Annotated in this window: 23 protein-coding genes; 14 read left to right on the forward strand and 9 right to left on the reverse strand. The window is 72.5% G+C overall.

Annotated features, from left to right (window positions below; genetic code table 11):
- A partial coding sequence (locus VK611_30540) for a methyltransferase domain-containing protein (GenBank protein ID HMG45707.1) occupies positions 1-234 on the reverse strand: 234 nt, incomplete at its 3' end.
- Positions 235-454: 220 nt separating this feature from the next.
- Here VK611_30540 and VK611_30545 point away from each other — a divergent pair.
- The 5 genes from VK611_30545 (at position 455) to VK611_30565 (ending at position 7,610) form a co-directional block, all read left to right on the forward strand.
- Positions 455-1,078, forward strand: coding sequence for a poly-gamma-glutamate hydrolase family protein (locus VK611_30545; protein ID HMG45708.1), 624 nt, complete (start codon positions 455-457; stop codon positions 1,076-1,078).
- 141 nt (positions 1,079-1,219) lie between these two features.
- Positions 1,220-2,920 carry a carboxylesterase family protein gene (locus VK611_30550; GenBank protein HMG45709.1) on the forward strand — a complete coding sequence of 567 codons (1,701 nt, stop codon included), beginning with the start codon at positions 1,220-1,222 and terminating at the stop codon, positions 2,918-2,920.
- 60 nt (positions 2,921-2,980) lie between these two features.
- Positions 2,981-4,564: a Na+/H+ antiporter gene (locus tag VK611_30555; GenBank protein HMG45710.1), complete on the forward strand. Its 1,584-nt coding sequence runs from the start codon at positions 2,981-2,983 to the stop codon at positions 4,562-4,564.
- Positions 4,565-4,631: 67 nt separating this feature from the next.
- The gene (locus tag VK611_30560) at positions 4,632-5,333 is read left to right on the forward strand and encodes a hypothetical protein (GenBank protein ID HMG45711.1); all 702 of its coding nucleotides are present in this window, start codon (positions 4,632-4,634) and stop codon (positions 5,331-5,333) included.
- 111 nt (positions 5,334-5,444) lie between these two features.
- Positions 5,445-7,610 (forward strand): glycogen debranching N-terminal domain-containing protein, encoded by a 2,166-nt coding sequence (locus VK611_30565; GenBank protein ID HMG45712.1) that lies wholly within the window; start codon positions 5,445-5,447, stop codon positions 7,608-7,610.
- Between the two features lie 18 nt (positions 7,611-7,628).
- Here the strand turns inward: VK611_30565 and VK611_30570 are convergent, their stop codons facing one another.
- The 4 genes from VK611_30570 to pafA form a co-directional block, all read right to left on the reverse strand.
- Positions 7,629-8,333 carry a hypothetical protein gene (locus VK611_30570; GenBank protein HMG45713.1) on the reverse strand — a complete coding sequence of 235 codons (705 nt, stop codon included), beginning with the start codon at positions 8,331-8,333 and terminating at the stop codon, positions 7,629-7,631.
- Between the two features lie 11 nt (positions 8,334-8,344).
- Entirely contained in the window at positions 8,345-9,847 is a 1,503-nt protein-coding gene (locus VK611_30575; protein HMG45714.1) for an AMP-binding protein, read from the reverse strand.
- Positions 9,844-10,569, reverse strand: a complete 726-nt coding sequence (locus tag VK611_30580; protein ID HMG45715.1) for a hypothetical protein — start codon at positions 10,567-10,569, stop codon at positions 9,844-9,846. The genes VK611_30575 and VK611_30580 overlap by 4 nt, the downstream gene beginning before the upstream one ends.
- Before the next feature lie 224 nt (positions 10,570-10,793).
- Complete coding sequence (gene pafA, locus VK611_30585; protein HMG45716.1) at positions 10,794-12,152, reverse strand: Pup--protein ligase; 1,359 nt, start codon at positions 12,150-12,152, stop codon at positions 10,794-10,796.
- Positions 12,153-12,245: 93 nt separating this feature from the next.
- Here pafA and ligD point away from each other — a divergent pair, with 93 nt between their 5' ends.
- Positions 12,246-13,208: a non-homologous end-joining DNA ligase gene (gene ligD, locus VK611_30590; GenBank protein HMG45717.1), complete on the forward strand. Its 963-nt coding sequence runs from the start codon at positions 12,246-12,248 to the stop codon at positions 13,206-13,208.
- A gap of 107 nt (positions 13,209-13,315) precedes the next feature.
- On the opposite strand, the gene VK611_30595 is transcribed toward ligD, so the two are convergent.
- Positions 13,316-14,227: a LysR family transcriptional regulator gene (locus tag VK611_30595; protein HMG45718.1), complete on the reverse strand. Its 912-nt coding sequence runs from the start codon at positions 14,225-14,227 to the stop codon at positions 13,316-13,318.
- A gap of 76 nt (positions 14,228-14,303) precedes the next feature.
- Between VK611_30595 and VK611_30600 the strand changes: the two genes are divergently transcribed.
- Both VK611_30600 and VK611_30605 read left to right on the forward strand, forming a co-directional pair.
- Entirely contained in the window at positions 14,304-15,182 is an 879-nt protein-coding gene (locus VK611_30600) for a DMT family transporter (GenBank protein HMG45719.1), read from the forward strand.
- Positions 15,183-15,201: 19 nt separating this feature from the next.
- A complete protein-coding gene (locus tag VK611_30605) occupies positions 15,202-16,113 on the forward strand; it encodes an SDR family oxidoreductase (protein ID HMG45720.1) in 912 nt (303 codons plus the stop codon).
- Between the two features lie 17 nt (positions 16,114-16,130).
- Here the strand turns inward: VK611_30605 and VK611_30610 are convergent, their stop codons facing one another.
- The gene (locus VK611_30610; protein ID HMG45721.1) at positions 16,131-16,739 is read right to left on the reverse strand and encodes a helix-turn-helix domain-containing protein; all 609 of its coding nucleotides are present in this window, start codon (positions 16,737-16,739) and stop codon (positions 16,131-16,133) included.
- 23 nt (positions 16,740-16,762) lie between these two features.
- Here VK611_30610 and VK611_30615 point away from each other — a divergent pair, with 23 nt between their 5' ends.
- The gene (locus VK611_30615; GenBank protein ID HMG45722.1) at positions 16,763-17,161 is read left to right on the forward strand and encodes a nuclear transport factor 2 family protein; all 399 of its coding nucleotides are present in this window, start codon (positions 16,763-16,765) and stop codon (positions 17,159-17,161) included.
- A gap of 40 nt (positions 17,162-17,201) precedes the next feature.
- Here VK611_30615 and VK611_30620 read toward each other — a convergent pair whose 3' ends face one another.
- Positions 17,202-18,026: a helix-turn-helix transcriptional regulator gene (locus tag VK611_30620; protein ID HMG45723.1), complete on the reverse strand. Its 825-nt coding sequence runs from the start codon at positions 18,024-18,026 to the stop codon at positions 17,202-17,204.
- A gap of 127 nt (positions 18,027-18,153) precedes the next feature.
- Between VK611_30620 and VK611_30625 the strand changes: the two genes are divergently transcribed.
- From VK611_30625 to VK611_30640, 4 genes are all read left to right on the forward strand, one after another.
- Entirely contained in the window at positions 18,154-18,738 is a 585-nt protein-coding gene (locus tag VK611_30625) for an NAD(P)H-dependent oxidoreductase (protein HMG45724.1), read from the forward strand.
- A gap of 61 nt (positions 18,739-18,799) precedes the next feature.
- Entirely contained in the window at positions 18,800-19,513 is a 714-nt protein-coding gene (locus tag VK611_30630; GenBank protein HMG45725.1) for a 2OG-Fe(II) oxygenase, read from the forward strand.
- 120 nt (positions 19,514-19,633) lie between these two features.
- On the forward strand, positions 19,634-21,100 hold the full coding sequence (locus VK611_30635) for an aldehyde dehydrogenase family protein (GenBank protein ID HMG45726.1): 1,467 nt from the start codon (positions 19,634-19,636) through the stop codon (positions 21,098-21,100).
- Positions 21,101-21,194: 94 nt separating this feature from the next.
- Positions 21,195-21,674, forward strand: a complete 480-nt coding sequence (locus tag VK611_30640; GenBank protein ID HMG45727.1) for a carboxymuconolactone decarboxylase family protein — start codon at positions 21,195-21,197, stop codon at positions 21,672-21,674.
- Here VK611_30640 and VK611_30645 read toward each other — a convergent pair.
- Entirely contained in the window at positions 21,664-22,731 is a 1,068-nt protein-coding gene (locus tag VK611_30645; GenBank protein ID HMG45728.1) for a Zn-dependent alcohol dehydrogenase, read from the reverse strand. The two genes, VK611_30640 and VK611_30645, sit on opposite strands and share 11 nt — an antisense overlap.
- Before the next feature lie 172 nt (positions 22,732-22,903).
- Here VK611_30645 and VK611_30650 point away from each other — a divergent pair, with 172 nt between their 5' ends.
- The gene (locus tag VK611_30650; GenBank protein ID HMG45729.1) at positions 22,904-23,767 is read left to right on the forward strand and encodes a mycofactocin-coupled SDR family oxidoreductase; all 864 of its coding nucleotides are present in this window, start codon (positions 22,904-22,906) and stop codon (positions 23,765-23,767) included.
- The last annotated feature ends 28 nt before the right edge of the window (positions 23,768-23,795 follow it).

The raw sequence follows: 23,795 nt of genomic DNA on the forward strand, positions 1-23,795 counted from the left end.
GCGGGCGTGGTCGATGAACTCGGGCACCAGGTCGAGACCGGTCGCGTCGACCTCCAGCGAGCGCAGGTGTGCGGTGAGGTGCCCGGGCCCGCAGCCCACGTCGAGCACGGCGCCGGGCCGGATCGACAGGTGCCGGGCGATCAGGGCGAGGTCGTCCGCGTGCACCTGGGTGCTGCCGATGAGCTCGATGTACTGCTCCGCCATGACTCCGTACGCCCGCTGAACCTGTTCCAAGGCCGAGCACCCTAGGGGTGCGTCGAAGGTCCGATCGCGGGAGGAGGTCGACCGCTCGAGGTCGCCCGCGGGATCGGCCAGTGGACATCGCCGGCCTGGCGACCTCCGGAAGGGGTGGGGTCGGAGGTCTCTGCGGAGGCTCGGGGCTCGCCGACGATCGGAGCAGAACGGGCAGGGCCGTGGCCGGCGGGGGGTTGGGGTGGCGTACCCTCGGGCGGAGATGTTCGGTGAGCTGCTCGACCATCCGGGCGTCGAGGAGCAGTGCGAGCTGCGGAGCCGCTTCGGGTTGCTGGCCTTCCACGGCGGCAGCCTCGAACGGGGTACCGACGCCATCGCCGTCGCCGCGGCCGACCGGGCCGGAGCGTCGCTCTACGTCGTGCGCCAACCACCCGACTTGCGCTGGCACGTCCCGTCGATCGCCTTCGACCCGGCCGACTCGCCCAAGCTGGCGGCGTTCGTCGACCACGTCGAGGTGGCCGTGGCCGTCCACGGCTACGGCCGGACCGGCCTCTGGACCACCCTGCTGCTCGGCGGCCGGAACCGGTCACTCGCCGCCCGGCTGGGCACAGCCCTGCGGACTCGCCTCGGCGAGGAGTTCACCATCGTCGACACGCTGGAGGACATCCCCGAGCGGCTCCGCGGCTTGCACCACCGAAACCCGGTCAACCTGCCCCCCGGCCACGGCGTGCAGCTCGAGCTGCCACCCCGCGTCCGGTCCGGCACCGGCGCCCCCACCTACCAACGGGCCTACGAGACAGCGGTCGTCGACGCCCTTGCCGAGGTCGCGTCACGTTGGACGGCAGCACGCTCGAACGGCGGCAAGCCGGTGATGGGCTTCTCGTGACCGGAGCGCTCTGGCTCCGTGTCCTGGGCAGATACTCCGGCGGGCGTAGGTGCCCCGGCCCCCAGGTGCTACGGCGGGAGTAGAGGCGGACCCGACGCTGGGCGGACGCCGCCGGAGGGCGCCGATGCGACCATCGGCGCCATGGCTTCTCGCAGATTCGCAGGCATCGTCCTCGCCGTCGCCGCCGTGGTCCCGCTCGGGGCGGCCGGCGCTGCCACCGAAGCCGAAGCCGAAGCCGAGGTCGACCCGGCCACCGACACGACGGCAGCGGTGGTTCGGACCGAGGCCGGTCTCGTCCGGGGCCGCACCGATGGCGGTCACCTCGACTTCCAGGGCATCCCCTACGCCGCGCCCCCGGTGGGCGAGGGGAGGTGGGCCCCACCTCGGCGGCCGCGGTCGTGGTCCGGGGTCCGTGACGCCACCACCCCGGGCAACGTCTGCGCCCAGCCCGGCTACCTGCCCGACGGCACGCCGACGGTCACCGGTGCGGAGGACTGCCTGTACCTGAACGTGACCACACCCACCACGCCCACGCCTGCGGCCGCGGCCGCGGCGACCCGAGCCAGGGGCCGGCGGTTGCCGGTGATGGTGTGGCTCCACGGCGGCGGGTTCGTGTCGGGAGCGGGCACCGAGTACGACGGCGCCCGCCTGGCCGAGGCCGGAAACGTGATGGTGGTGACCGTCAACTACCGCCTGGGGCCGCTGGGCTTCCTGTCGACGCCGGCCCTCGACGGTGAGGGCGAACGCGGTCGCGACCGGCAGCAGTCCGGCAACTACGGCCTGCAGGACCAGCAGGCGGCGCTGCGATGGGTGGAGCGCAACGCGGCCCGCTTCGGCGGCGACCCCGGCAACGTCACGATCTTCGGGCAGTCCGCCGGGTCGATCACCGTCTGCGCCCACCTGGCCTCCCCCGGGTCCCGAGGGCTGTACGACAAGGCGATCGCCCAGAGCGGCTCGTGCGCCAACGACTTCGTGACCAAGCCGGTCGCCGACGAGCGGGGTCGCGGGACCACCACCGCCCTGGGCTGCGACGACGCGGGCGCGGGCGTCGACTCCCGGGCCGTCGCCGCCTGCCTGCGGGAGCGGCCGGTGGCCGACGTCCTGGCCACCACGCCCCCGCAGGGGCCCGTCACCGACGAGAGGGCCGACCGGCCGTGGCTGCCCGTCGTCGGCACGTCGGTCCTGCCCCGCCAGCCGATCGACGCCCTGGCCCGGGGTTCGGCCGCCGACGTGCCGCTGATGGTCGGCAGCACCCAGCAGGAGATGTGGTCGTTCGTCGGGTTCCGCTACGACGCCGGCGGTCGGCCGCTCACCGTCGCCGCCTACGAGGCGGTGATCGCCGACACCTTCGGCCCCGACGCCGCCGACGTCCTGGCCCGCTACCCGGCATCCGCCCATCCGAGCCCGGCCCAGGCCCTGGCGACGGTGCTGACCGACTGGGGCCGCCAGATCGGCGCCTGCCCGGTGCTGGAGACCGCCCGGGTCGCCGCCCGCCAGGCCCCGGTGTTCGCCTACGAGCTGACCGAGGACAGCGGCGAGGTCTACGAGGGCTTCCCGCTGGGCGCCTACCACAGCTGGGACCTGCCGTTCCTCTGGGACCTGTCGATCCCCGACAGCGCCTACCCCGAGCTGACGCCGAGCCAGCGGGCGCTGTCGGAGCGGATGGTCGGCCTCTGGACGACGTTCGCCCACACCGGCGACCCCAACGCCCGGGGCTCCGACGACTGGCCCCGGTTCGACCCCGCCGTCGACAGCGTCCTCTCCCTGGCCGCCGGCGAAGGCGGAATCGCCCCCGCCCCGTTCGCCGCCCCCCACCAGTGCACCTTCTGGTCCACCCGCTGACCCTCGCCCAGATGGTGAGGGTTGCCCCGGCCTGGGGTTGGTGGCGCCAGACTCTCGGGCGTGGATGGGTTCGAAGTGGTCCTCGTGGCCGTGTTGGTGTCGGTGGCGGGGCTCAACGCGCTGGCGAGCCGGATCGGGGTTCCGTATCCGATCGTGCTGGTCCTCGGGGGCCTGGCGTTGGGGTTGGTGCCGGGGCTGCCGGACGTCGAGCTGGAGCCCGACGTGGTGCTCCTCGTGTTCCTGCCGCCGTTGCTGTACGCCGCGGCGTTCTTCTCGGAGCCGCGGGCCCTCCGCAGCTACGCCCGTGCCCTGGCGATGACCTCGGTGGGGCTGGTGCTGATCACGCTGGGGCTGGTGGCGGTGCTGGGCCATCTCGTGCTCGACCTGTCGTGGCCGATGGCGTTCGCGTTGGGGGCGATCGTGTCGCCGACCGATCCGGCGGCGGCGACGGCGATCATGCGCCGCCTGGGCGCCCCCCGCCGGATCGTGAACCTGGTGGAGGGCGAGAGCCTGTTCAACGACGCCGCGGCCCTGGTCGCCTACCGGGTGGCGGTGGCGGCGGCGGTGGAGGGGGCGTTCTCGCTGTTCGACGCCGGTGTGGAGTTCCTGCTGGCCGCCGTGGGCGGCGTGGCGCTGGGCCTGGGGGTCGGGTACGTGATCGGGGAGGTCCGACGCCGGCTCGACGACCCTCCGACCGAGATCACGCTCAGCCTGGCGGCGGGGTACCTGGCCTTCCTGCCCGCGGAGGAGCTGCACCTTTCGGGGGTGCTGGCCGTGGTGGCGGCGGGCCTGTACCTGGGGTGGCGGGCCCCGGACCTGGCCTCGCCGTCGACCCGCCTCCAGGCGTTCGCGGTCTGGGACGTGCTCACCTTCCTGCTCAACGCCACGCTGTTCGTGCTCATCGGGCTGCAGCTGCCGATGGTGGTCGACGGCCTCACCGGGCAGGGGTGGCTGGAGCTGGTCGGGTACGCCACGGCGGTGTGCGCGGCGGTGATCGGTGCCCGGTTCGTGTGGCTGTTCACCACGCCGTACCTCCTCCGGGCGATCGACCGGCGTCCGCGGCAGCGCGAGCTGCGGGTGGGTGCGGCGGAGCGGACGGTGGTGGCCTGGAGCGGTCTGCGGGGGGCTGTGACCCTGGCGACCGCGCTGGCGCTGCCCCTGGAGACCGACGCGGGCGCCGTGCTGCCGGGCCGCGACCTGATCGTGTTCGTCGCCTTCGCGGTGGTGCTGGTCACCGTGGTGGGCCAGGGGCTCACGCTGCCGGCGCTGATCCGGCGCCTCGGCGTGGCCGCGGACGGCCGTGAGGAGGAGCACGAGGAGCTGGTGGCCCGCCTGACGGCGAGCAAGGCGGCGCTCACCGAGCTGGAGGTGATGGCCGACGAGGGATGGGCGGGCGACGAGACCCTGGAGCGGTCCCGGCAGTACTACGAGCAGCGCAAGCGACGCTTCGCGGCCCAGGCCGGCAAGATCGAGGACGACGGCTACGAGGTCGCGTCGCAGGTTCGCCAGCAGGTTCTGCGGCGCCTCTTCCAGGCCGAGCGCCGGTCGATCGTCGAGCTCCGCAACACGGGTGAGATCAGCAACGACGTGATGCACCGCCTCGAGCGCGAGCTCGACCTCGAGGAGTCCTACCTCGAGCAGTAGGCGGCCGCTCCGGCGCGCCCGGCGACCCGACGTGTCCCGGCCCGGCGCCTGCGACAGGATGAGCCACATGACGGGCGGCAGAGCGGTGGTGGTGACAGCGTTGGTCGTCCTGGTGGCGGCCTGCAGCAGTGGCGGCGACCCGGAGCCCGTCGACCTGATCGCCGAGATCGACGAAGGCGAAGACCTGGCGACCACCACCGACCTGCTGCTGGACGAGACCGCCGACGACCCCGAGGTCGCCACCCCCGACGGCCGGGCCGCGGCGCTCGCGGACGAGATCGCCGAGTCGGTCGAGCTGGCCGGCGAGCTGCTGCCGGAGGACCCCGCGGCGTTCGAGGAGGCCGCCGGCGGGTCGCCCACGTCGCGCTTCGTCCTCATCGGCAGCACTCTCGGCTACACCCGCGCCGCCCTCGACCGCATCGAGGACGACGGCGGCGACGCGGTTGCCACCGTGGCCTTCGCGCTGCGTCTCGGGTGGGACCTCGGCGACCGGCTGGATCCGGATGGCGACGGCCTCGGCTGGGTGGTGGACGACCCCGACGCGCTGTCGTCGGCCGATCGGGACGAGGTCACGGGCCTGCTCGCGGAGGGCGCCGACGACGACGCCGCCCGCCGGCTGCTCGACCTCGTCGACCCCCTGGGCGGAGCAGCCGTCGTCGACGCGACGGCAACCGAGCTGGCCTCGGTCGTGCCCGTCACCAACGAGCTCGACCTGCTGACGACGTTCCAGACGTCGTTCGACGCCGCCGCCGACCCCGACGGCAACTGAACCGACCGCCGCGCGGGTGTCGGGGTGCGGGTCGGGGGGTACTGACGCGGCCGGAGGTGGGCGAGTAGTAGCGACAGCCGGCGGGACCCAACCCCACAGTGAGGTCGAGTCGTGAGCCAGATCGCCAACTCCCCCTTCGACGTGACCGCGCCGGTGGCATCGCTCGCCGAGGGCGGCGGCCCCGTGACGCTGGTCGAGGGCCGCACGTTCGCCATCTCCGACCCGAGCGGCGACATCGCGTCGGACGTGGCCCAGGGCCTGTTCGTCCTGGACACCCGGGTCCTCTCCCGCTTCGAGCTGCGGGTGAACGGCGCTCCGCTGCAGACCCTGGCCATCGAGTCGCGGGAGCCGTACGCGGCCACGTTCGTGACGCTCGCCCAGGCCGCCCCCGGCCACGCCGACTCCGAGCTCACGGTCATGCGCCGCCGCCACGTCGGCAAGGGCATGCGCGACGACCTCGTCGTCACCAACTATGGCCTCGAAGTCGTCCCCATCACGGTCGAGGTGCACGTCGACGTGGACTTCGCCGACCTGTTCGCGGTGAAGGAGGGTCGGGTCGACGCCCACCGCCACCGCAGCGCCCACGTGCAGAACGGCACGATCTGGTTCGAGGACCACGGCGACTCGACCGACAAGCGGGTGACGATCAAGGCGACGGGCAACCCCACAGTCAAGGCCGGGCACCTGGTGTGGGAGGCCAAGCTGCAGCCGGGCGAGACCTGGCAGGCCTGCATGGGCTTCGTGGTCAGCGTCGACGGCGAGGAGATCGAGCCCCGCTTCCGCTGCGGCGGCGACGACGGCACCAGCGTCCCCGCCGAGCGCATGCGGGAGTGGCGCACCACGGTCCCCACCGTCGAGACCGACCACGTCGGCCTGGCCAGCGCGGTGCAGCGCTCCGACAGCGACCTCGGCGCCCTGCGCGTCTTCGACCCCGACCACCCCGACATGCCGATCCTGGCCGCCGGTGCGCCCTGGTTCATGACGCCGTTCGGGCGGGACTCGCTGCTCACCGGGTGGATGGCCCTGATCGCCGACCACACGCTGGCTGAAGGGGTGCTGGAGACGCTGGCCCGCTTCCAGGGCCAGGACGCCAACCCCGAGACCGAGGAGGAGCCGGGCAAGATCCTCCACGAGATGCGCTTCCAGGGCGCCACCAGCTCGTCGCTCGACCAGGCCACCGTCTACTACGGGTCGGTCGACTCGTCGGCGCTGTTCGTCATGCTGCTGGGCGAGCTGCTCCGCTGGGACCCCCGCAACGAGATGGGGGAGCGACTGGTGCCCCATGCCGACCGGGCCCTGGAGTGGATGGAGAACCACGGCGACCGCGACGGCGACGGGTACGTCGAGTACGCGCGGAGCACCGACAAGGGGCTGGGCAACCAGGGATGGAAGGACTCGTGGGACTCGGTCCGCCACGCCGACGGCGAGCTGGCCCGCGCACCGATCGCCCTGTGCGAGGTGCAGGGGTACACCTACGCCGCCTACGTCGCCCGGGCCCGCATCGCCGAGTACGTCGGTGACGAGGCGACCCTCCAGCGCTACCGCGAGAAGGCCGACGAGCTGCGCCGGCGCTTCAACGAGGACTTCTGGCTCGACGACCAGGGCACGTTCGCCCTGGCCCTGGACGGTGACAAGCGCCAGGTCGCCGCCGTCGCGTCGAACGTCGGCCACTGCCTGTGGACCGGGATCGTCGACCCGGAGAAGGCCCGGTCGGTGGCCGACCGGCTGGTGGCCGACGACATGTTCAGCGGCTGGGGCGTGCGGACCCTGTCGACGTCGATGCCGGCCTACAACCCGGCCAGCTACCACAACGGCTCGGTGTGGCCGCACGACAACGCCCTCTGCGCCCAGGGCCTGATGCGCTACGGCTTCGTCGACCACGCCCACCGCGTCATCGGCGCCCAGCTCGACCTGGCGGCCCGGATCCCCGGGAGCCTGCCCGAGCTGTTCGCCGGCTACGCGCGCGGCGACGTCGCCGTCCCCGCCGCCTATCCGGCGGCCTGCTCACCCCAGGCGTGGGCGGCGGCCTCGCCACTGATGTGGCTGCGGACCATCCTGCGCCTCGACCCGATCGTGGCCCGGGGGCAGATGCACCTGGCGCCGGTCCTGCCGCCGGGGGTCGGCCGCCTGCACGTCGAGGGGATCAACATCGGCGACCGGCGGATCACCATCCACGTCGAGGGCGACGACGTGACCGTCGAGGGGGCCGAGGGCATCGAGATCCTCGTCGAGCCCCGCCCGCCGCTGTCGTCGCTGCTCGACCACGCCCCGAGCTGACCCGGGTTGACCTCCGGCTCAGTTGAGCGGCGACCAGCTGCTGGTGCGGAGGAGCTTGCTCTCCCACTGGTCGCGGTAGCGCAGGCCGCCGTGCATGTAGGAGCCCGGCCAGGTGTCGGGGTCGTAGTCCTCGGGCTCGGTGATGAGGTTCAGCAGCAGGCCGTAGTTCAGGATCTTCTGCATGAGCACGGCCTCGGGTCGCCGGTGGGTGCCGTAGGCGACCTGGAAGCAGGCCTCGATGTCGAGGATCCGCCGGTCGGCCGGTGTCCGGCGCATCATCCGGAAGTAGTCGTGGTCCCAGAAGTCGACGTAGTCGTCGAGCGCCGCGGTGGGCCAGCCGGTGTCCTCCATGTAGAGCGACAGGTCGTGCTCGGCGCCGTCGACGGGCACGTCGGCCAGGTCGACGTCCTGCAGCGGCGACCACTCGACCGGCACCAGCATCTTGCCGTCGACGTGGTGGCGCATCTCGCCGACGGACCGTGACCAGTCGTGGAGGGCGCCGTCGGGTCGGGCCAGGGCCTCGGCGAGGCGCTGGTAGGCGTTGCCGTCGCGGATCGCGGTGACGGTGACCACGTTGTACGCCGGCCCGCTGCCGTGCGCCTGGTTGAGGTACCAGAGCAGCCGGGCGTCGTCGCCGGCGGCCAGCAGGGCCATCCACCCCTCCCGGTAGGCGGCCTCGAACTCGTCTTCCTTCTCGCCCACCACGGCGTGGACCTCGTGCATGAACAGCATGGTCAGCGGGTCCCTTCGTGGCCGTGGCCGTCGGCGTCGCCGTGGCCGTCGATCACGGCGGCCAGCGCCGGGCGGCTGACCTTGCCGAGGTTGCTGTAGGGCAGGTCGTCGGCGAAGACGATCCGCTCGGGCAGCTTGAAGCGGGCCAGGCGCCGGGCGGCGAAGGTCCGGAGGTCGTCGGGGTCGAGCGCCCTGCCGTCCACCGTCACGACGACGGCGGCCACCCGCTGCCCCAGTTCGGGGTCGGGCACCCCGCACACGCCGGCGTCCCGCACGGCCGGGTGGCTGCGCAGCACCTCCTCCACCTCGATCGGCCCGAACTTCTCGCCGCCCCGGTTGATGGTGTCGGTCATGCGGCCGACGGGGTGGAGGTAGCCCTCGTCGTCGAGGGTGGCGAGGTCGCCGGTGCGCAGCCAGTCGGCGGTGACGTTCTGGGCGGCGCGCACCCACACCTGCCCGACGGTGCCGGCGGGGCAGTCCTGCTCGGTGGCCACGTCGACGATCCGCACCTCGACGCCCGGGAGCGGCGTGCCGGCCGAGCCGAGCTTCCGCCGGGCCCGGTGGTCGTCGGCACCCAGGGCGGCGTAGGCGCCGAGGGTCTCGGTCTGGCCGAACACGTTCATGAACTCGACGTGGGGCAGTGCGTCGAGGGCCCGCTCCACCAGCGCCACCGGGGCCGCGGCGGCGCCGTAGCTGATCTGCTCCAGCGAGCCGAGGTCGCGGGCCGGGAAGTCGGGGTGGTCGAGGATGCGCTGGAGCATCGTGGGCACCATGAAGGTGCGGGACACCCGGTGCCGCTCGACCGCCTCCAGCCAGGCGCCGGCGTCGAACCGGGGGAGCAGCACGATCGTCCGGCCCGAGTGCAGGCTGACCAGCAGCCCGAGCGTGCCGCCGATGTGGAAGATCGGCGCCGTCATCATGTCGACCACCGGCGGCGCGTCGGGCTCGACGGGCGCGGCGTAGTAGCGGAGGCGCACGTCGACCACGCCGTGGCCGATGGCGATCGGCTTGGGCAGGCCGGTGGTGCCGCTGGTGAACAGCACCAGGGCGTCGGCGTCCGCGTCGACGGCGGCGTCGGTGGCAGCGTCGGCATCGGGGGCCTCGGAGTCGTCCACGCCGGCGGCGATGTCGTCCTCGCCCAGCACGGCGGCGGCGCCGAGGGCGTCGGCCAGACCGGCCCGGAACGGCTCGCCGGCCACCCCGACCCGGGCGTCGACCGTCGTCACCAGCTTGCCCAACTCGTCCGGCGTGAGCAGCACGTTCATCTGCGCCGACGCGGCCCCGACGCGGGCGGCGGCCAGGATCGTGGCGACCGACAGGACGCTGCCGTTGTCCACCAGCGCCACCCGGTCGCCGGGCCCGACGCCACGGGAGCGCAGGGCTGCGGCCACCCGGCGCACCCACCGCTCGAGCTCGGCGTAGCTGCACCGGCGGTCGCCGACGACCAGCGCGGTGCGCTCGGGCACCCGCTCGACCGCGGGCTCCAGGACCTGTCCGACGTTCACGACAGCGGCGACCACGAGGCGGTCCGGAGCAGCTTGCTGCGCCAGCGGTCGCGGTACTGGAGGGCGTCGTGCATCCACGTGCCGGGGCGGCTCATCTCCGGCGGCATGTCGTGGGTCAGCAGGTGCACCAGCCCGGGCATGCTGTGCACCTTCTGCAGGAGCGTGACCTCGGGCCCGTGCCCCGCCCCGGGCATGGTCTGGTACGCCGCCTCGATGCGGAGCAGCACCTCGGCGTCGCTGTGGGCGCCGAGCATCTTGGTGTAGATCGCGCCGGCGGCGGTGACGTACTCGTCGACCTTGCCCCGCTTGGGCCACATGGTGTCCTCCATGTAGAGGGTGGTGTCGTGGCGGCGGCCGTCGGTGGGGACGTCGGCCAGGTCGACGTCGAGCGGCGAGAACTCCAGCGGCATCAGCAGGCGGCCCTGCACGTCGTGCCGGCAGCCGTCCACCTCCCGGGCCCACGTGCGCAGGTCGCCCCGGTGGACCCGGTCGGCCAGGCGCTCCCACGCGGCGCCGTCGGCCAGCCCGGTGATGGTCACCGCCTGGTACGACGGCCCGGTGCCGTGGGCGTGGTGCAGGAACCACAGCAGGCGCGTGCCGTCGTCGTCGGCCAGCGCCGCCATCCACGCCCGGTAGGCGGCCTCGAACTCCTTCTCCTTCTGGCCCACCATGCGGTGGACCTCGTGGAGCACCAGCATCCGCGACCCCCTTCGACCGAGCACCCGCACCCACCTTAACTAACGTCGCTGTCACTTTCTCCCCCACGGGCAGCTGGTCGGCAACCCGTGGGGCGTCCAGCGACCGAAATGGTTGCCTCGTGCCGCCCCGAGTCATCTGTAGCCACCAACCCACAGTCGAGTCATTCGAAGTCGGAGACCGACCACGAACAACTCAAGAACAACCAAACGACCACAAACGACTCGCCAACCGACCTTGGAATCGCTGGCTAGAGACTGGCGATGAGGCGGTCGACCCGGTCGTCCTGGGAGCGGAAGGGGTCCTTGCACAACACGGTGCGTTGGGCCTGGTCGTTGAGCTTCAGGTGGACCCAGTCGACCGTGTAGTCGCGCTTGCGCTCCTTGGCGCGGCGGATGAACTCGCCCCGCAGGCGGGCCCGAGTGGTCTGGGGCGGCACCTCGACGGCTTCGTCGATCGCTTCGTCGTCGGTCACCCGCTCGACCAGGCCCCGCTCCTGCATCTTGTAGAAGAGGCCGCGCCGCCGGTCGATGTCGTGGTACTGCAGGTCGATCAGGGCCACCCGCGGGTCGGACAGCGGCAGCTCGTGCTTGGCGCAGTACGACTCGATCAGCTTGTGCTTGATCACCCAGTCGACCTCGCGGTCGAGCGTCAGGGGGTCATCCGCGAGGCGGGTGAGGCAGTGCTCCCACATCAGCAGGGCCTGGGACTCCAGCGGTGAGAGGTCGCGGGTCTCGGCGTAGCGCTGGGCCCGCTCCAGGTACTCGCTCTGGATGTCGAGCGCCGACACCTCGCGGCCGTTGGCCAGCCGGACCAGGCGCTTCATCGTCGGATCGTGGCTGATCTCGCGGATGGCCCGGATGGGGTTCTCGAGCGTCATGTCGCGCACCACGAACGTGGGGTCTTCGAGCATCCGCAGCAGGATCGACGTGGCGCCGACCTTGAGGAACGTCGTGTACTCGCTCATGTTCGAGTCGCCGACGATCACGTGGAGGCGCCGGTAGCGCTCGGCGTCGGCGTGGGGTTCGTCGCGGGTGTTGATGATCGGGCGGCTGCGGGTGGTGGCCGACGAGACGCCTTCCCAGATGTGCTCGGCGCGCTGGGCGATGCAGTACATCGCGCCCCTCGCGGTCTGCAGCACCTTCCCGGCGCCGGCGTAGATCTGCCGGGAGACGAAGAACGGGATGAGGACCTCGGCGTAGTGGCCCAGGTCGTCCTGGCGGGAGGTGAGGTAGTTCTCGTGGCAGCCGTAGGAGTTCCCGGCGGAGTCGGTGTTGTTCTTGAACAGGTAGACGACGCCCCGGATGCCCTCGTCGCGCAGCTGCTGCGACGCCGCCACGAGGAGCTGCTCGAGGATGCGCTCGCCCGCCTTGTCGTGGGTGACGAGGTCGAGGATCGAATCGCACTCCGGCGTGGCGTACTCCGGGTGACTGCCGACGTCGAGGTACAGCCGCGCGCCGTTGGCGAGGAACACGTTGGAGCTGCGGCCCCACGACACCACCCGCCGGAACAGGTAGCGCGCCACCTCGTCGGGGCTCAGGCGCCGCTGCCCGCGCAACGTGAAGGTGATCCCGTACTCGTTCTCGAGCCCGAAGATCCGCCGCTCCATGAACGCAACCTACCGCCGCTCGCGGCGCTCCCTCGGGACTAGTGCGCGTCTGTGTGGGTTCGGTGCGCGGCGGGTGCCGGTACCGTCTCGCCCGTGGCCAAGGCTCCGGCGATCGAGGTCCAGGTGGGGGAGCGGACGGTGCGGGTCTCCAACCCGGATCGCGTGTACTTCCCGGCGACGGGAGCGACGAAGCTCGACCTCGTCGAGTACTACCTGGCGGTCGGGCCGGGCATCGTCAACGCCCTGCGGGAGCGGCCCTGCATGATGCACCGCTTCCCGACCGGGGTGAGCGGCGAGAAGGTGCACCAGAAGCGGGTGCCGGGCGGGGCGCCGCCGTGGCTGGAGACCGTCAACGTCTACTTCCCCCGCTACGGGCGGACCGCCGACGAGCTGTGCGTGACCGAGCTGGCGCAGGTGATCTGGGCGGTGCAGATGTCGACCGTCGAGTTCCACCCCTGGAACTCCCGGCGGGCCGACGTCGAGAAGCCGGACGAGTGGCGCATCGACCTCGACCCCATGCCGGAGTGCCCGCCCTCCCGGGTGCGGCAGGTGGCCCACGTCGCCCACGAGGTGCTCGACGATCTGGGCGCCGTCGGCTGGCCCAAGACCTCGGGCGGGCGGGGGCTGCACGTGTACGTCCGCATCGAGCCGACGCACGAGTTCACCGACGTGCGGCGGGCGGCGCTGGCGTTCGCCCGTGAGGTGGAGCGCCGGGCGCCGAAGGACGTGACGACCACGTGGTGGCGCAAGGACCGCGACCCGACGGCGCTGTTCGTGGACTACAACCAGAACGCCCGGGACCACACGATGGCGGCGGCCTACTCGGTGCGGGGCCGGCCCGACGCCACGGTGTCGACGCCGATTACCTGGGCCGAGATCGACACCGTCGAGCCCGGCGACTGCACGATGGCGACCGTCCCGGCCCGCTTCGCCGAGCTCGGCGACCTCCACGCCAAGATCGACGAGGAGGTGTTCGGGATTGACGAGCTCCTCGACTGGGCCACCCGCGACGAGCAGTCCGGCGCCGAGGATCCCCCTCCCCCGGACGAGACCTGAGTCATCTCTGGTCGCCGCGGCGGAGTCGAGTCGCCTGTCGTCGGAGACACGTCGGAGACCGACCACAACTGACTCAAGTCCGTTGGATCGACCACGGATGACTCGGGCTATCGGGCCTCGATGGCGGTGTGGAGGGCGGCGAGGAGGGCCTGGACCGAGGGGCGGTGGGCGTCGGCGGTGCGGGTGGCGGTGAAGATCGTGCGGTGGACGGTCGTGTCGGCGATGGCGCGGACGACGACGCCCGGGTGGGACTCGGGGTGGTTGAGCTCGGGGAGCAGCGTGACCGCCAGGCCGCCGGCGACGAGACCCAGGCTGACGACGCTGTCGTTGGTGCGGTGCCGGATGTCCGGGTCGAAGCCTCCCAGCTCCCGGCACGTCCGCCGGGTCATCTCCTCCCAGCCCTCGCCGGGGTGGCCGGTGGTCCACACCGCGCCGGCCAGCGCCGCCAGCGGCACGGCCCGCCGGTGACGCCGCGCCGCCGGGTGGTCCGCCGGCAGCACGAGGCGGACGGGGTCGTCCCACTGGTCGACGCGGTCGATGCCGGGCGGCCGGGCGTGGGGTTGGTGCTGCCACTCGTCGCCCAGCACCACGTCGACGTCGCCCAGGGCGAGCGCCGGGAGCGACGTCTCGGGCTCGGCCTCGACCAGCTGGCACTGCAGCTCGGGCGCCTCCCGGGCCAGCGCCCGCATCGCCGGGACGGCGACCTGGAGCGCCATCGACTGGAACGAGGCGATGCGCCCCCGGCCGGCCACCCGTCCGGTGGCGGCCGCCAGCTCGGCCTCCGCCCGCTCGGCCCGCGCCAGCAGCTCGCCGGCGTGGCCCGCAAGGACGAGGGCGGGGTCGGTGAGCCGGACGCCCCGGCCCGACGCCTCCAGCAGCGGCACCCCGGCCTCCCGTTCGAGCACCGCGAGCTGCTGCGACACGGCCGACGGCGTGAAGTGCAGCGCCTCGGCCACGGCCGCGATCGTGCCGCGCTCCTGCAGCTCGTACAGCAGCCGGAGGCGACCGAGGTGGAGCATTGACAAGCAACGCTACTCAATAGGCATCACGAATAAGAGCTGGTCCTAATGGGAGGCCGCCGTCAGGATCGAAGGCATGTCCCGACCCGGTGCTCTCCTCTGCCTCGCATCCGCCGCCGCCTTCGGCGCGATGGGCATCTTCGGCAAGCTCGCCTACGACGAGGGCGCCACGGTCGGCACCCTGCTGGCCGTCCGGTTCCTGGTCGCCGCCCTCCTGTTCTGGCTCCTCGTCGCCGGCTCCGGCCGCATGGGCGACCTGCGGGACCTGCCCCGCCGTGACGTCGTCGTCGCCCTGGCCCTCGGCGCGGTCGGCTACGGCGCCCAGGCCGCCGGCTACTTCACGGCGCTCGGCCGGCTCGACGCCTCGCTGCTGTCGCTGCTCGTCTACACGTTCCCGGTCATGGTCGCCGTCGCCGCGATCGTCCTCGGGCGGGACCGGGCCAGCCGCCGTACGACCACGGCGCTGGTGCTCGCCTCCGCCGGGCTGGTGCTCGTCCTGGCCGGCGCCGCGTCCGGGGCGCTCGACCCCGTCGGCACGGCCCTGGGCCTCGGCACGGCGGTCGTCTACAGCGTCTACGTCCTCGTGTCGGAGCGACTCGTGAGCCGTCTCACGCCGCTCGCCCTCAGCACGCTGGTCTGCACCGGGGCGGCGGGGTCGCTGACCGTCGGCAGCCTGGCCCTCGGTTCGTTGCGGCCCGACCGCGTGAGCGCCGCCGGCCTCGGCTGGCTGGGTGGCATCGCCCTCGTGTCGACGGTCGGGGCGGTGGTCCTGTTCTTCGCCGGGCTCGAGCGGGTAGGACCGACTGCTGCATCGATCCTGTCGACCGTCGAGCCGGTGGTCACCGTCGTGCTTGCTTTCGTCGTGTTCAGCGAGTCGTTCGGGCCGATGCAGCTCGCGGGTGGGGCGTTGGTCCTGCTGGCGGTGCCGGTCTGCCAGGTCCCCGAAACCGTGTGAATGTAGGAGAGGACAAGCCATGAACGCACCCCTGGAAGGCAAGGTCGCCCTGGTCGCCGGGGCCACCCGAGGCGCCGGACGCGGCATCGCCGTGCAGCTCGGCGCCGCCGGAGCCACCGTGTACTGCACCGGGCGGACCACCCGGGCGGAGCGCTCGGAGATGGATCGGCCGGAGACGATCGAGGAGACCGCCGAACTGGTCGACGCGGCTGGCGGTCACGGCATCGCCGTGCGGGTCGACCACCTGGTGCCCGCCGAGGTGGAGGCGCTGGTGGCCCGCATCGACGCCACCCACGGCGCCCTCCACGAGCTCGTGAACGACATCTTCGGCCTCACCGTGATGGAGTGGGACAAGACGGTGTGGGAGTCGTCGCTGGACGTCGGGCTGCGGACGTTCCACCTCGCCGTCGACAGCCACGCCATCACCAGCCACTTCGCCCTGCCGCTGCTGATCCGGCAGCCGGGTGGCCTCGTGGTGGAGGTCAACGACGGCACCGACGAGTACAACGCCGACAACTACCGGGTCTCGTTCTTCTACGACCTCGCCAAGGCGGCGGTCGGGCGGATGGCGTTCGCCCTGGCCCACGAGCTGGAGCCCCACGGGGCGACGGCGGTGTCGCTCACGCCGGGGTGGCTGCGGTCGGAGGCGATGCTCGACGTCTACGGGGTGACCGAGTCGACCTGGCAGGACGCCACGAAGGCCCAGCCCCACTTCGCGATCTCGGAGACGCCCCACTACGTCGGCCGGGCCGTGGCAGCGCTGGCGGGCGACTCCGACCGGGCCCGCTGGAACGGGGAGTCGCTGTCGAGCGGGCAGCTGGCCCAGGTCTACGGCTTCACCGACCTCGACGGCAGCCGGCCCGACGCCTGGCGCTACATCGTGGAGGTCCAGGACGCGGGCAAGCCCGCCGACGTCACCGGCTACCGGTGATGCCGACGGGCCCATGCTCAGTCGCTCGTCGTCAGGGTGGACCACAGCAGCTGGACGAGGTGGTCGCTGCCGGAGGGGTGCGTCCGGAGGGTGTGGGCGGCGGCCAGGAGGGCGTCGAGGCTGCCGGTGTCGAGGTCCGGACGCACCGCGCCGGCCCGCTGGGCGCGGCGGAGCAGCGTGGCGAGCGTCCTGCGCAGTTCGGCGGCGGGCTCGGCGACAGCGGCGTCGATGTCGCCACTCTCGCGGCGGAGGCGGTCGGCGAGAGCGTGGCTGGCGGCGCCCTGCTCGACGACGACGGTGAGCGCGGCGACGAGGGCTGCCGCCGGGTCGTCGTCACCGGCCCGGGCGTGGGCCTGCACGGTGGCCGCGAGCTGCTGCACCCGCTCGGCCACCGTCGCGTCGATCAACGCCGCCTTGGTGGGGAAGTGCCGGTGCAGGGTGCCGGGGCCGAGGCCGGCGCGGCGGGCGATCTCGTCGAGCGACACGGCGAGGCCGTCCCGGTCGAAGGTCTCGGCGGCGACGGCGAGGATGCGGGCACGGTTGGCGACGGCGTCGGCGCGGGCTGGTCGCTCCGGTGCTACGTTGATCTCGGAAGCGGGGCGCGTGCCCCGTTTAGCCCTCGCCATCGGAGCGGAGCCTAGGAGGAGCCATGCCGCTGACGGTCGACGACCGCCTGTCCATCCACGAGCTGGTCGCGCTGCACGGCCACCTGGCCGACGAGCGCCGGGAGGACGAGCTGCACCTGCTCCTCACCGAGGACGCCACCTACGACATCTCGGCCTACGGGATGGGTGTGGTCCGGGGCCTCGACGCTCTGGTGAAGCTGTTCGCCGAGCGTCCCGGCCAGCAGCCCGCGGGCCACCACGTGACCAACGTGATCGTCACCGCGGGGGCCGACGACGACGGCAGCGCCACCGTCCGCTCGAAGGGCCTCGCCGTCATGCCCGACGGCACCACCGGCACCGTCACCTACGCCGACGAGGTCGTCCGCACCCCCGCCGGCTGGCGCATCTCCCTCCGCACCGTCATCCCGGCCCGCGCCGACTGACCGCGCCACCAGCGTCGACGGCCAGCGTCGGCTTGCGGTTTCAGGCGGTGATGGAGCGCAGGGCGCCGGGCCGGAGGCCGATGAGCAGGTCGAGGGCGGCCCGGGCCGTGTCGTCCGCGGGGACGTAGACGATGATCCGTTGGCTGTCGAGGTGCAGCGTCTCGTAGAGCAGCCGCAGCTCACCCACCTCGGGATGGGCGAAGCGCTCGGTTCCGGTGCGGCGCTCCGGGCCGGCAGCGGCCGTCATCCGATCGGTGAACTCCGCGCCCGCGAGGACGGTCAGCTCGTCGGTGATGGCCTGCATGTGCTCGTTGGTCGGGGGGAAGGCGGACCTGAGCACCGTCAGCTGCTCGTCGGCGACCCTGGCCCAGTCGGGGAACGCCTGCTTGGCCCGGGGGTCGGCGAACAGGTAGTGGACCAGGTTCGGGTTCTCGCCGTCGAGGATGCCCAGGGGACGGGCCAGCACCTCGTAGGCGGCGGTGTAGGCGAGGACGTCGGTCGCGCGGTTGCAGAGCAGGGCCGGGGCCGGCTCCAGCTGGTCCAGGATGGCCTGGACCGTCGGGCGGACCTCGCGGGACGGGGGCTGGTTGCTCGGGCAGGGGGCGAAGCTCTCACCCGCGGCGGCCTTGGCGGCGAAGAGGAGGTGGGTGCGCTCTTCCGGCGTGAGCATCAGGGCGTCGGCCAGCGCGCCCAGGATCTGCGCCGACGGGTTGTGGTCGCGGCCCTGCTCGATCCGGGTGAGGTACTCGACGCTGATCCCGGCGAGCATCGCCAGCTCGGCGCGGCGCAGCCCCGGGGTCCGGCGGCGTGGGCCGGCGGGCAGCCCGACATCCGCCGGCGTGATCGCCTCACGCTTGTCCCTGATGAAGTGCTGAGTCCGTTCTGACCCACCTTCGTGACGCTACCGGCTGCTCGAGAGCTGATCGTGGCCCTGTCAGGGCGCGTCTCAGCCCGGTCTCCCTCCGTCGGCCGGAAGTCGGGATCCTGGCGGCATGACGACCTCACTGAACATCGCAGTGATCATCGGGAGCGTGCGCGACGGGCGGTTCGGGCCGACCGTCGCCGAGTGGCTCCTCTCGCGGATCGAGGGCCCCTTCGAGGTCGACGTCATCGACCTGGCGGACGTGAAGCTCCCGTTGAACATGCCGTCCTACGGCGGGCAGCCGTCCGCCGAGGTGGCGGAGGTGCTGACCGAGCTCACGCCCCGCCTGGAGAACGCCGACGCCTTCGTGGTCATCACACCCGAGTACAACCACAGCTTCCCGGCGTCGCTGAAGAACCTGATCGACTGGCACTTCACCCAGTGGCAGGCCAAGCCGGTGGGCCTGGTCTCCTACGGCGGGCTGTCGGGCGGCCGGCACGCCATCGAGCACCTGCGCCACGTGTTCGCCGAGCTGCACGCGATGACGCTGCGCGACACCATCAGCGTCACCAGGTACTTCGAGCAGTTCGACCAGGACGGGAAGCTGATCGACCCGACCGAGCTCAACGCCGCCGCCAAGACCCTCCTGACCCAACTCGAGTGGTGGGCCACGGCGCTCGCCGAGGCCCGCGAGAAGCGCCCCTTCGCGGCCTAGTCATCGAGGCGTCGGCCTCGAGGGCGGCTCACGGACGGGGTGCGTGGAGCGTTGTAGAGGTATGGACGTCGACGTCGGTGCGAGGGTGAAGGGGATCGACTGGGCGGGGGTGGGCGCCGGGCTCGACGAGCTGGGCCTCGCTCCGGTGGGGGAGGTCCTCGGGAGCGACGGGTGTCGGGACCTCGTGGGGCTGTACGGCCAGGACGAGCGGTTCCGGTCGACGATCGACATGGCGCGGTACCGGTACGGGGAGGGTCAGTACCGGTACTTCGACCACCCGCTGCCCGACGTCGTGCGGGACCTGCGGGCGGCGTTCTGGCCCCACCTCCTCGACATCGCCCGCACCTGGGCCGAGCGTCGCGGCCAGGAGGCGCCCTGGCCCGACGAGTTCGACGAGTGGCTCGACCGGTGCCACGCCGCCGGCCAGCGTCGGCCCACGCCGCTCATCCTGCGCTACGGCCCCGGCGACTGGAACGCCCTCCACCAGGACCTCTACGGCGACCTCGTGTTCCCGCTCCAGGTCGTGATCGGTCTGAACCGCCCCGGACAGGACTACACCGGCGGCGAGTTCGTGGTGGTCGAGCAGCGGCCCCGTGCCCAGTCGCGGGCCACGGCCAGCACCATCGAGCGGGGCCACGGGATCGTGTTCACCACCCGTGACCGCCCCGTCCGGTCGGCCCGGGGATGGGCCAAGGCCCCGTTGCGCCACGGCGCCAGCGTCGTCCGCTCCGGCCATCGCCACACCCTCGGGCTGGTCTTCCACGACGCCCGCTGAGGGGCCTTCACCCGGCGGATCCTGCTGGGCGAGAGCCTGGACAGCTCCCGGCAAGGCCGCCTACGCTCCGGAGCAATCGCTTGGTTGTGTACGTCGACGAGCACGGGGACGGTGAGGTACATGGGCGACCTGCAGGTGAAGCAACGCGGCTTGTTCATCGGCAACGACTGGTCGGAGGGTTCGGGCGGGTCGTACCCGATCGTCAACCCGGCCACTGAGGAACTGGTCGGCGACGCCCCCGAAGCCGGGGCCGACGACATCGCCCGCGCGGTCGGCGCCGCCCGGGACGCCTTCGACGGCTGGTCCCGCACCTCGCCGGAGGAGCGCTCCCGCCTGTTGGACCGGGCTGCCGACCTCGTCGAGGCGCGCCGGGACGAGTTCGTTCCCCTGGCCCAGGCCGAGACCGGCTCCACCCTGACCGCCTCGGCCCAGCTCCACTTCGGCGTGCTGGTGTGGCGGTTGCGCCGCTACGCCCGCGGGGCGCTGGAGACCAGGGACCAGGCGCTGCTGCCCCAGGCGCTCGACGGCGCCCCCGGAGTGCCCGGGAGGCTGCTCGGCGCGGTGGCCGCCCGCCGCCCCGTCGGCGTGGTCGCCTGCATCACCCCCTACAACTTCCCGGTCGGGGGCATGGCGGGCAAGATCGGCCCGGCCCTGGCCATGGGCAACACCACGGTGGTGAAGCCCCCGCCCCAGGACCCGCTGGCCTGCCTGCTGCTCGCCGAGGTGCTGGCCGAGGCCGGCTTCCCGCCGGGGGTCGTGAACGTCGTGACCGGTTCCGGCCCCGAGGTGGGGGCGGCGCTGGTCGACTCGCCCGACGTCGACATGGTCAGCTTCACCGGCAGCTCCGCGGTGGGGGCGAAGATCGCCGAGGCCGGCGGCCGCACCATGAAGCGGCTCCTGCTGGAGCTGGGCGGCAAGGGGGCGGCCTTGGTGCTGGACGACGCCTCGGTCGAACAGGCCGTCGACGTGGTCTCGGTCACCTACAGCTTCCTGTCCGGGCAGGGCTGCGTCCTGCCCACCCGGGCGATCGTGCACCGGTCCCTCCACGACGAGTTCGTGGCCGCGCTGGCCGCCAAGGCCCGGACCTTCAAGGTCGGCGACCCGCTCGACGCCGACACGGTGCTGGGCCCGGTGATCAGCGCGGCCCAGCGCGAGCGGATCGAAGGTCTGGTGCAGGGCGCCCGGGACGAGGGCGCCACGGTGGTCGAGGGCGGCTCCCGGCCCGACCTCGGGCGCGGCTTCTACGTAGCGCCCACGCTGGTGAGCGGCGTCGACCCGGGCATGACCCTCGCCCGGCAGGAGGCGTTCGGCCCGGTGGTGTGCGTGATCCCCTTCGACACCGAGGACGAGGGGATCGCCATCGCCAACTCGTCCCAGTACGGCCTGAACAGCTACCTGTTCAGCCGGGACGCCGGCCGCGCCTACCGGATCGCGGCCCGGCTCCGGTCCGGCACGGTGTGCATCAACGGCTTCCAGAGCCACCCGGAGGCGCCGTTCGGCGGTTTCAAGCACAGCGGCCTGGGACGCGACGGCGGGTCGTTCGGACTCGACGCCTACAGCGAGCCGCAGAGCGTTGTCTGGTCCTGACCGGGGCGCGGGGCCTCGCCTGCGGCCGATCGGGAATGGCGAGGACGCGGAGCTGGACGCGCTGTTCGCAGAGATCGAGGCAGACGGGCGGACGGTGGCCAACGTCCAGCGGGTGATGGGCCACAACCCCTCGCTGGTGCGGGGGATGGCCGGTCTGGGGGAGGCGGTGCGGTTCTCCCACACGCTGCCCGAGCGTTGGGTGGAGCTGGCGATCCTGCGGCTGGCGATCGTCGCGCGGTGCCCCTATCCCTTCAGCCACCACGTGCCCATGGCGCTCGACCTCGGGTTCAGCGAGGAGCAGATCGCCCGGCTGGTCGACTGGGCCGACGCCACCTGCTTCGACGCCGACGAGCGGCTGGTCCTGAAAGCCACCGACGACGTCGAGCGTGATGCCGGCCTCTCCGACGCGACGTTCGCCGCCCTGTCCGAGCGGCTCACCGAGCGGCAGGTGCTCGACCTGGTGATGATCCTGTCGTTCTACGGGCTGCTGGTGCGGGTGGTGAACAGCACCGGCACCCCGGTCGACGACCGGGTGGCCGAGGTCGTCGACCGGTACTGGCCGTTCAGAGCGTAAGCACGTTGCGGGCCACGGTGCCGTGCTCGAGCTCCTCGATCAGGGTGGCGATGTCGTCGACGGGGGAGGTCTTGCTCACCAGCTCGTCGAGGAGCAGATCGCCCCGCTGGTAGAGCTCGACGTAGCGGGGGATGTCCTGGTGGGGCCGTGCCGAGCCGTAGCGCAGGCCCAGGATGGACTTGTCGAGGAACATCCCCTCCACCAGGAACGAGGCCTTGGTGCCGGAGGGCGGGACGCCCACCAGCACGCACTGCCCGTGCCAGTCGAGCATGTTCGTGGCCGCCTCGATCAGGCCGGGTGACCCCACGCACTCGAAGACGTGGTCGGCCCCGTCGGGGAGGATCGTCCTGACCGCGTCCACGAGGTCGCCCGCCGGCGTCGGTCCGATGAAGTCGGTCGCCCCGAACTGCCGGGCCAGGTCCTCCTTGGCGGGGTTGGTGTCGACGGCCACGATGCGCGAGGCGCGGGCCAGGCGGCAGCCCTGGAGGACGTTGAGCCCGATGCCGCCGATGCCGATGACCACCGCGGTGTCGTTGAACCCCACGCGGGCCCGGTTGAGCACCGCCCCGACACCGGTCATGACCGCGCAGCCGATCAGGGAGGCCGCCGCGAGCGGTACCTCGGAGGGGATGCGCACGACCTGGTGGGCCTCGACGACGGTCAGCTCGACGAAGGTCGACGCGTTGGCGAAGTTGTGTGTGGGGCGGCCGCCCCAGCTGAAGGGCTGGGGCCGCGTGCCGAAGCTCTGGCGGCACATAGTGGGGCGGCCCCGGGCGCACTCCGGGCAGGCGCCGCAGTTGGTCAGCGTCGACAGCACCACGTGGTCGCCCGGAGCGACACGGTCGACGCCCTCGCCCACGAGCTCGACCACGCCGGCCCCTTCGTGGCCCAGCACCACCGGCACCGGGTACGGGATGGTGCCGTCGACCACGCTCACGTCGCTGTGGCACAGCCCGGCGGCGTGCATGCGGACCCGTACCTGGCCCGGGCCGGGCAGGCCCACCTCCAGGTCGTCGACGACCAGCAGTTCCGAACCGTCGTAGACAGCACCCTTCATCGTCGTTCCTCTCGTTGACCAATCGCTTGGTTGATGATGGGTTGAGGCTCCGGGCCTGTCAAGCGGCGCCCGAACGACCCCTCCCTTGACGGTGGCGGACGGGCACCCTAGGTTGACCTACCAATCGCTTGGTTGTGGAATGGAGAGGCGTCGGAAGGGGGGTGACGTCGAGGTGACAGAACTGAACGGCAAGGTCGCGCTGGTCACGGGTGCGGCCCGCGGCCAGGGTCGGAGCCACGCCGTCGGGCTGGCCCGAGCCGGCGCCGACATCGCCGCCTGCGACGTCGGCGGCCCCTCCCGCAGCACCGCCTACGCCACCGCCACCACCGACGAGCTCGCCGAGACCGCGGCGGCCGTCCGGGCGGAGGGCCGCCGCTGCGTGACCGGTCAGGTGGACGTGCGCGACCGGGCCGGCCTGCGGGCCTTCGTCGGCGCGGCCGAGGCCGAGCTGGGCGGGGTCGACATCGTGATCGCCAACGCCGGCGTGCTCGCCTTCAACCTGCCGTGGGAGCTGACCGACGACCAGTGGGACGACGTCATCGACGTCAACCTCACCGGCGTGTGGAACACCGTCCGGGCCTGCCTGCCCGGGATGGTCGAGCGGGGCCGGGGCGGTTCCGTGGTGCTGATCTCGTCGGCCGCGGGGCTCGTGGCGATACCCGGAGCGGCGTCGTACATCGCCGCCAAGCACGGCGTGGTCGGGCTGATGAAGGCGCTGGCCGTCGACCTCGGCGCCCACGACATCCGCGTGAACGCGGTCCACCCCGGCGGGGTGGACACGCCCATGGTCATGAACCCGGCCACGTACGAGCTGATGACCGGCAGCCCGGACGGCACGCCCGCCGACCTCGACCCCCTGGGCCGGGAGCAGAACCTCCTGCCCATCGGGTTCCTCGCACCGGAGGACATCACCCGGGCCGTCCTCTACCTGGTCGGCGACGGGGGCCGGTGGGTCACCGGCACGTCGCTCAAGGTCGACGCGGGCGCCACCGTCACGCCACCCGGCCGGTGGCGTGACCCGGCAAGCACTTCGTAACTCACCAACCATCCATCGAGGGAAGGCA

Source organism: Acidimicrobiales bacterium, from assembly GCA_035316325.1.
Lineage (GTDB): Bacteria > Actinomycetota > Acidimicrobiia > Acidimicrobiales > VFJN01 > DASXTK01.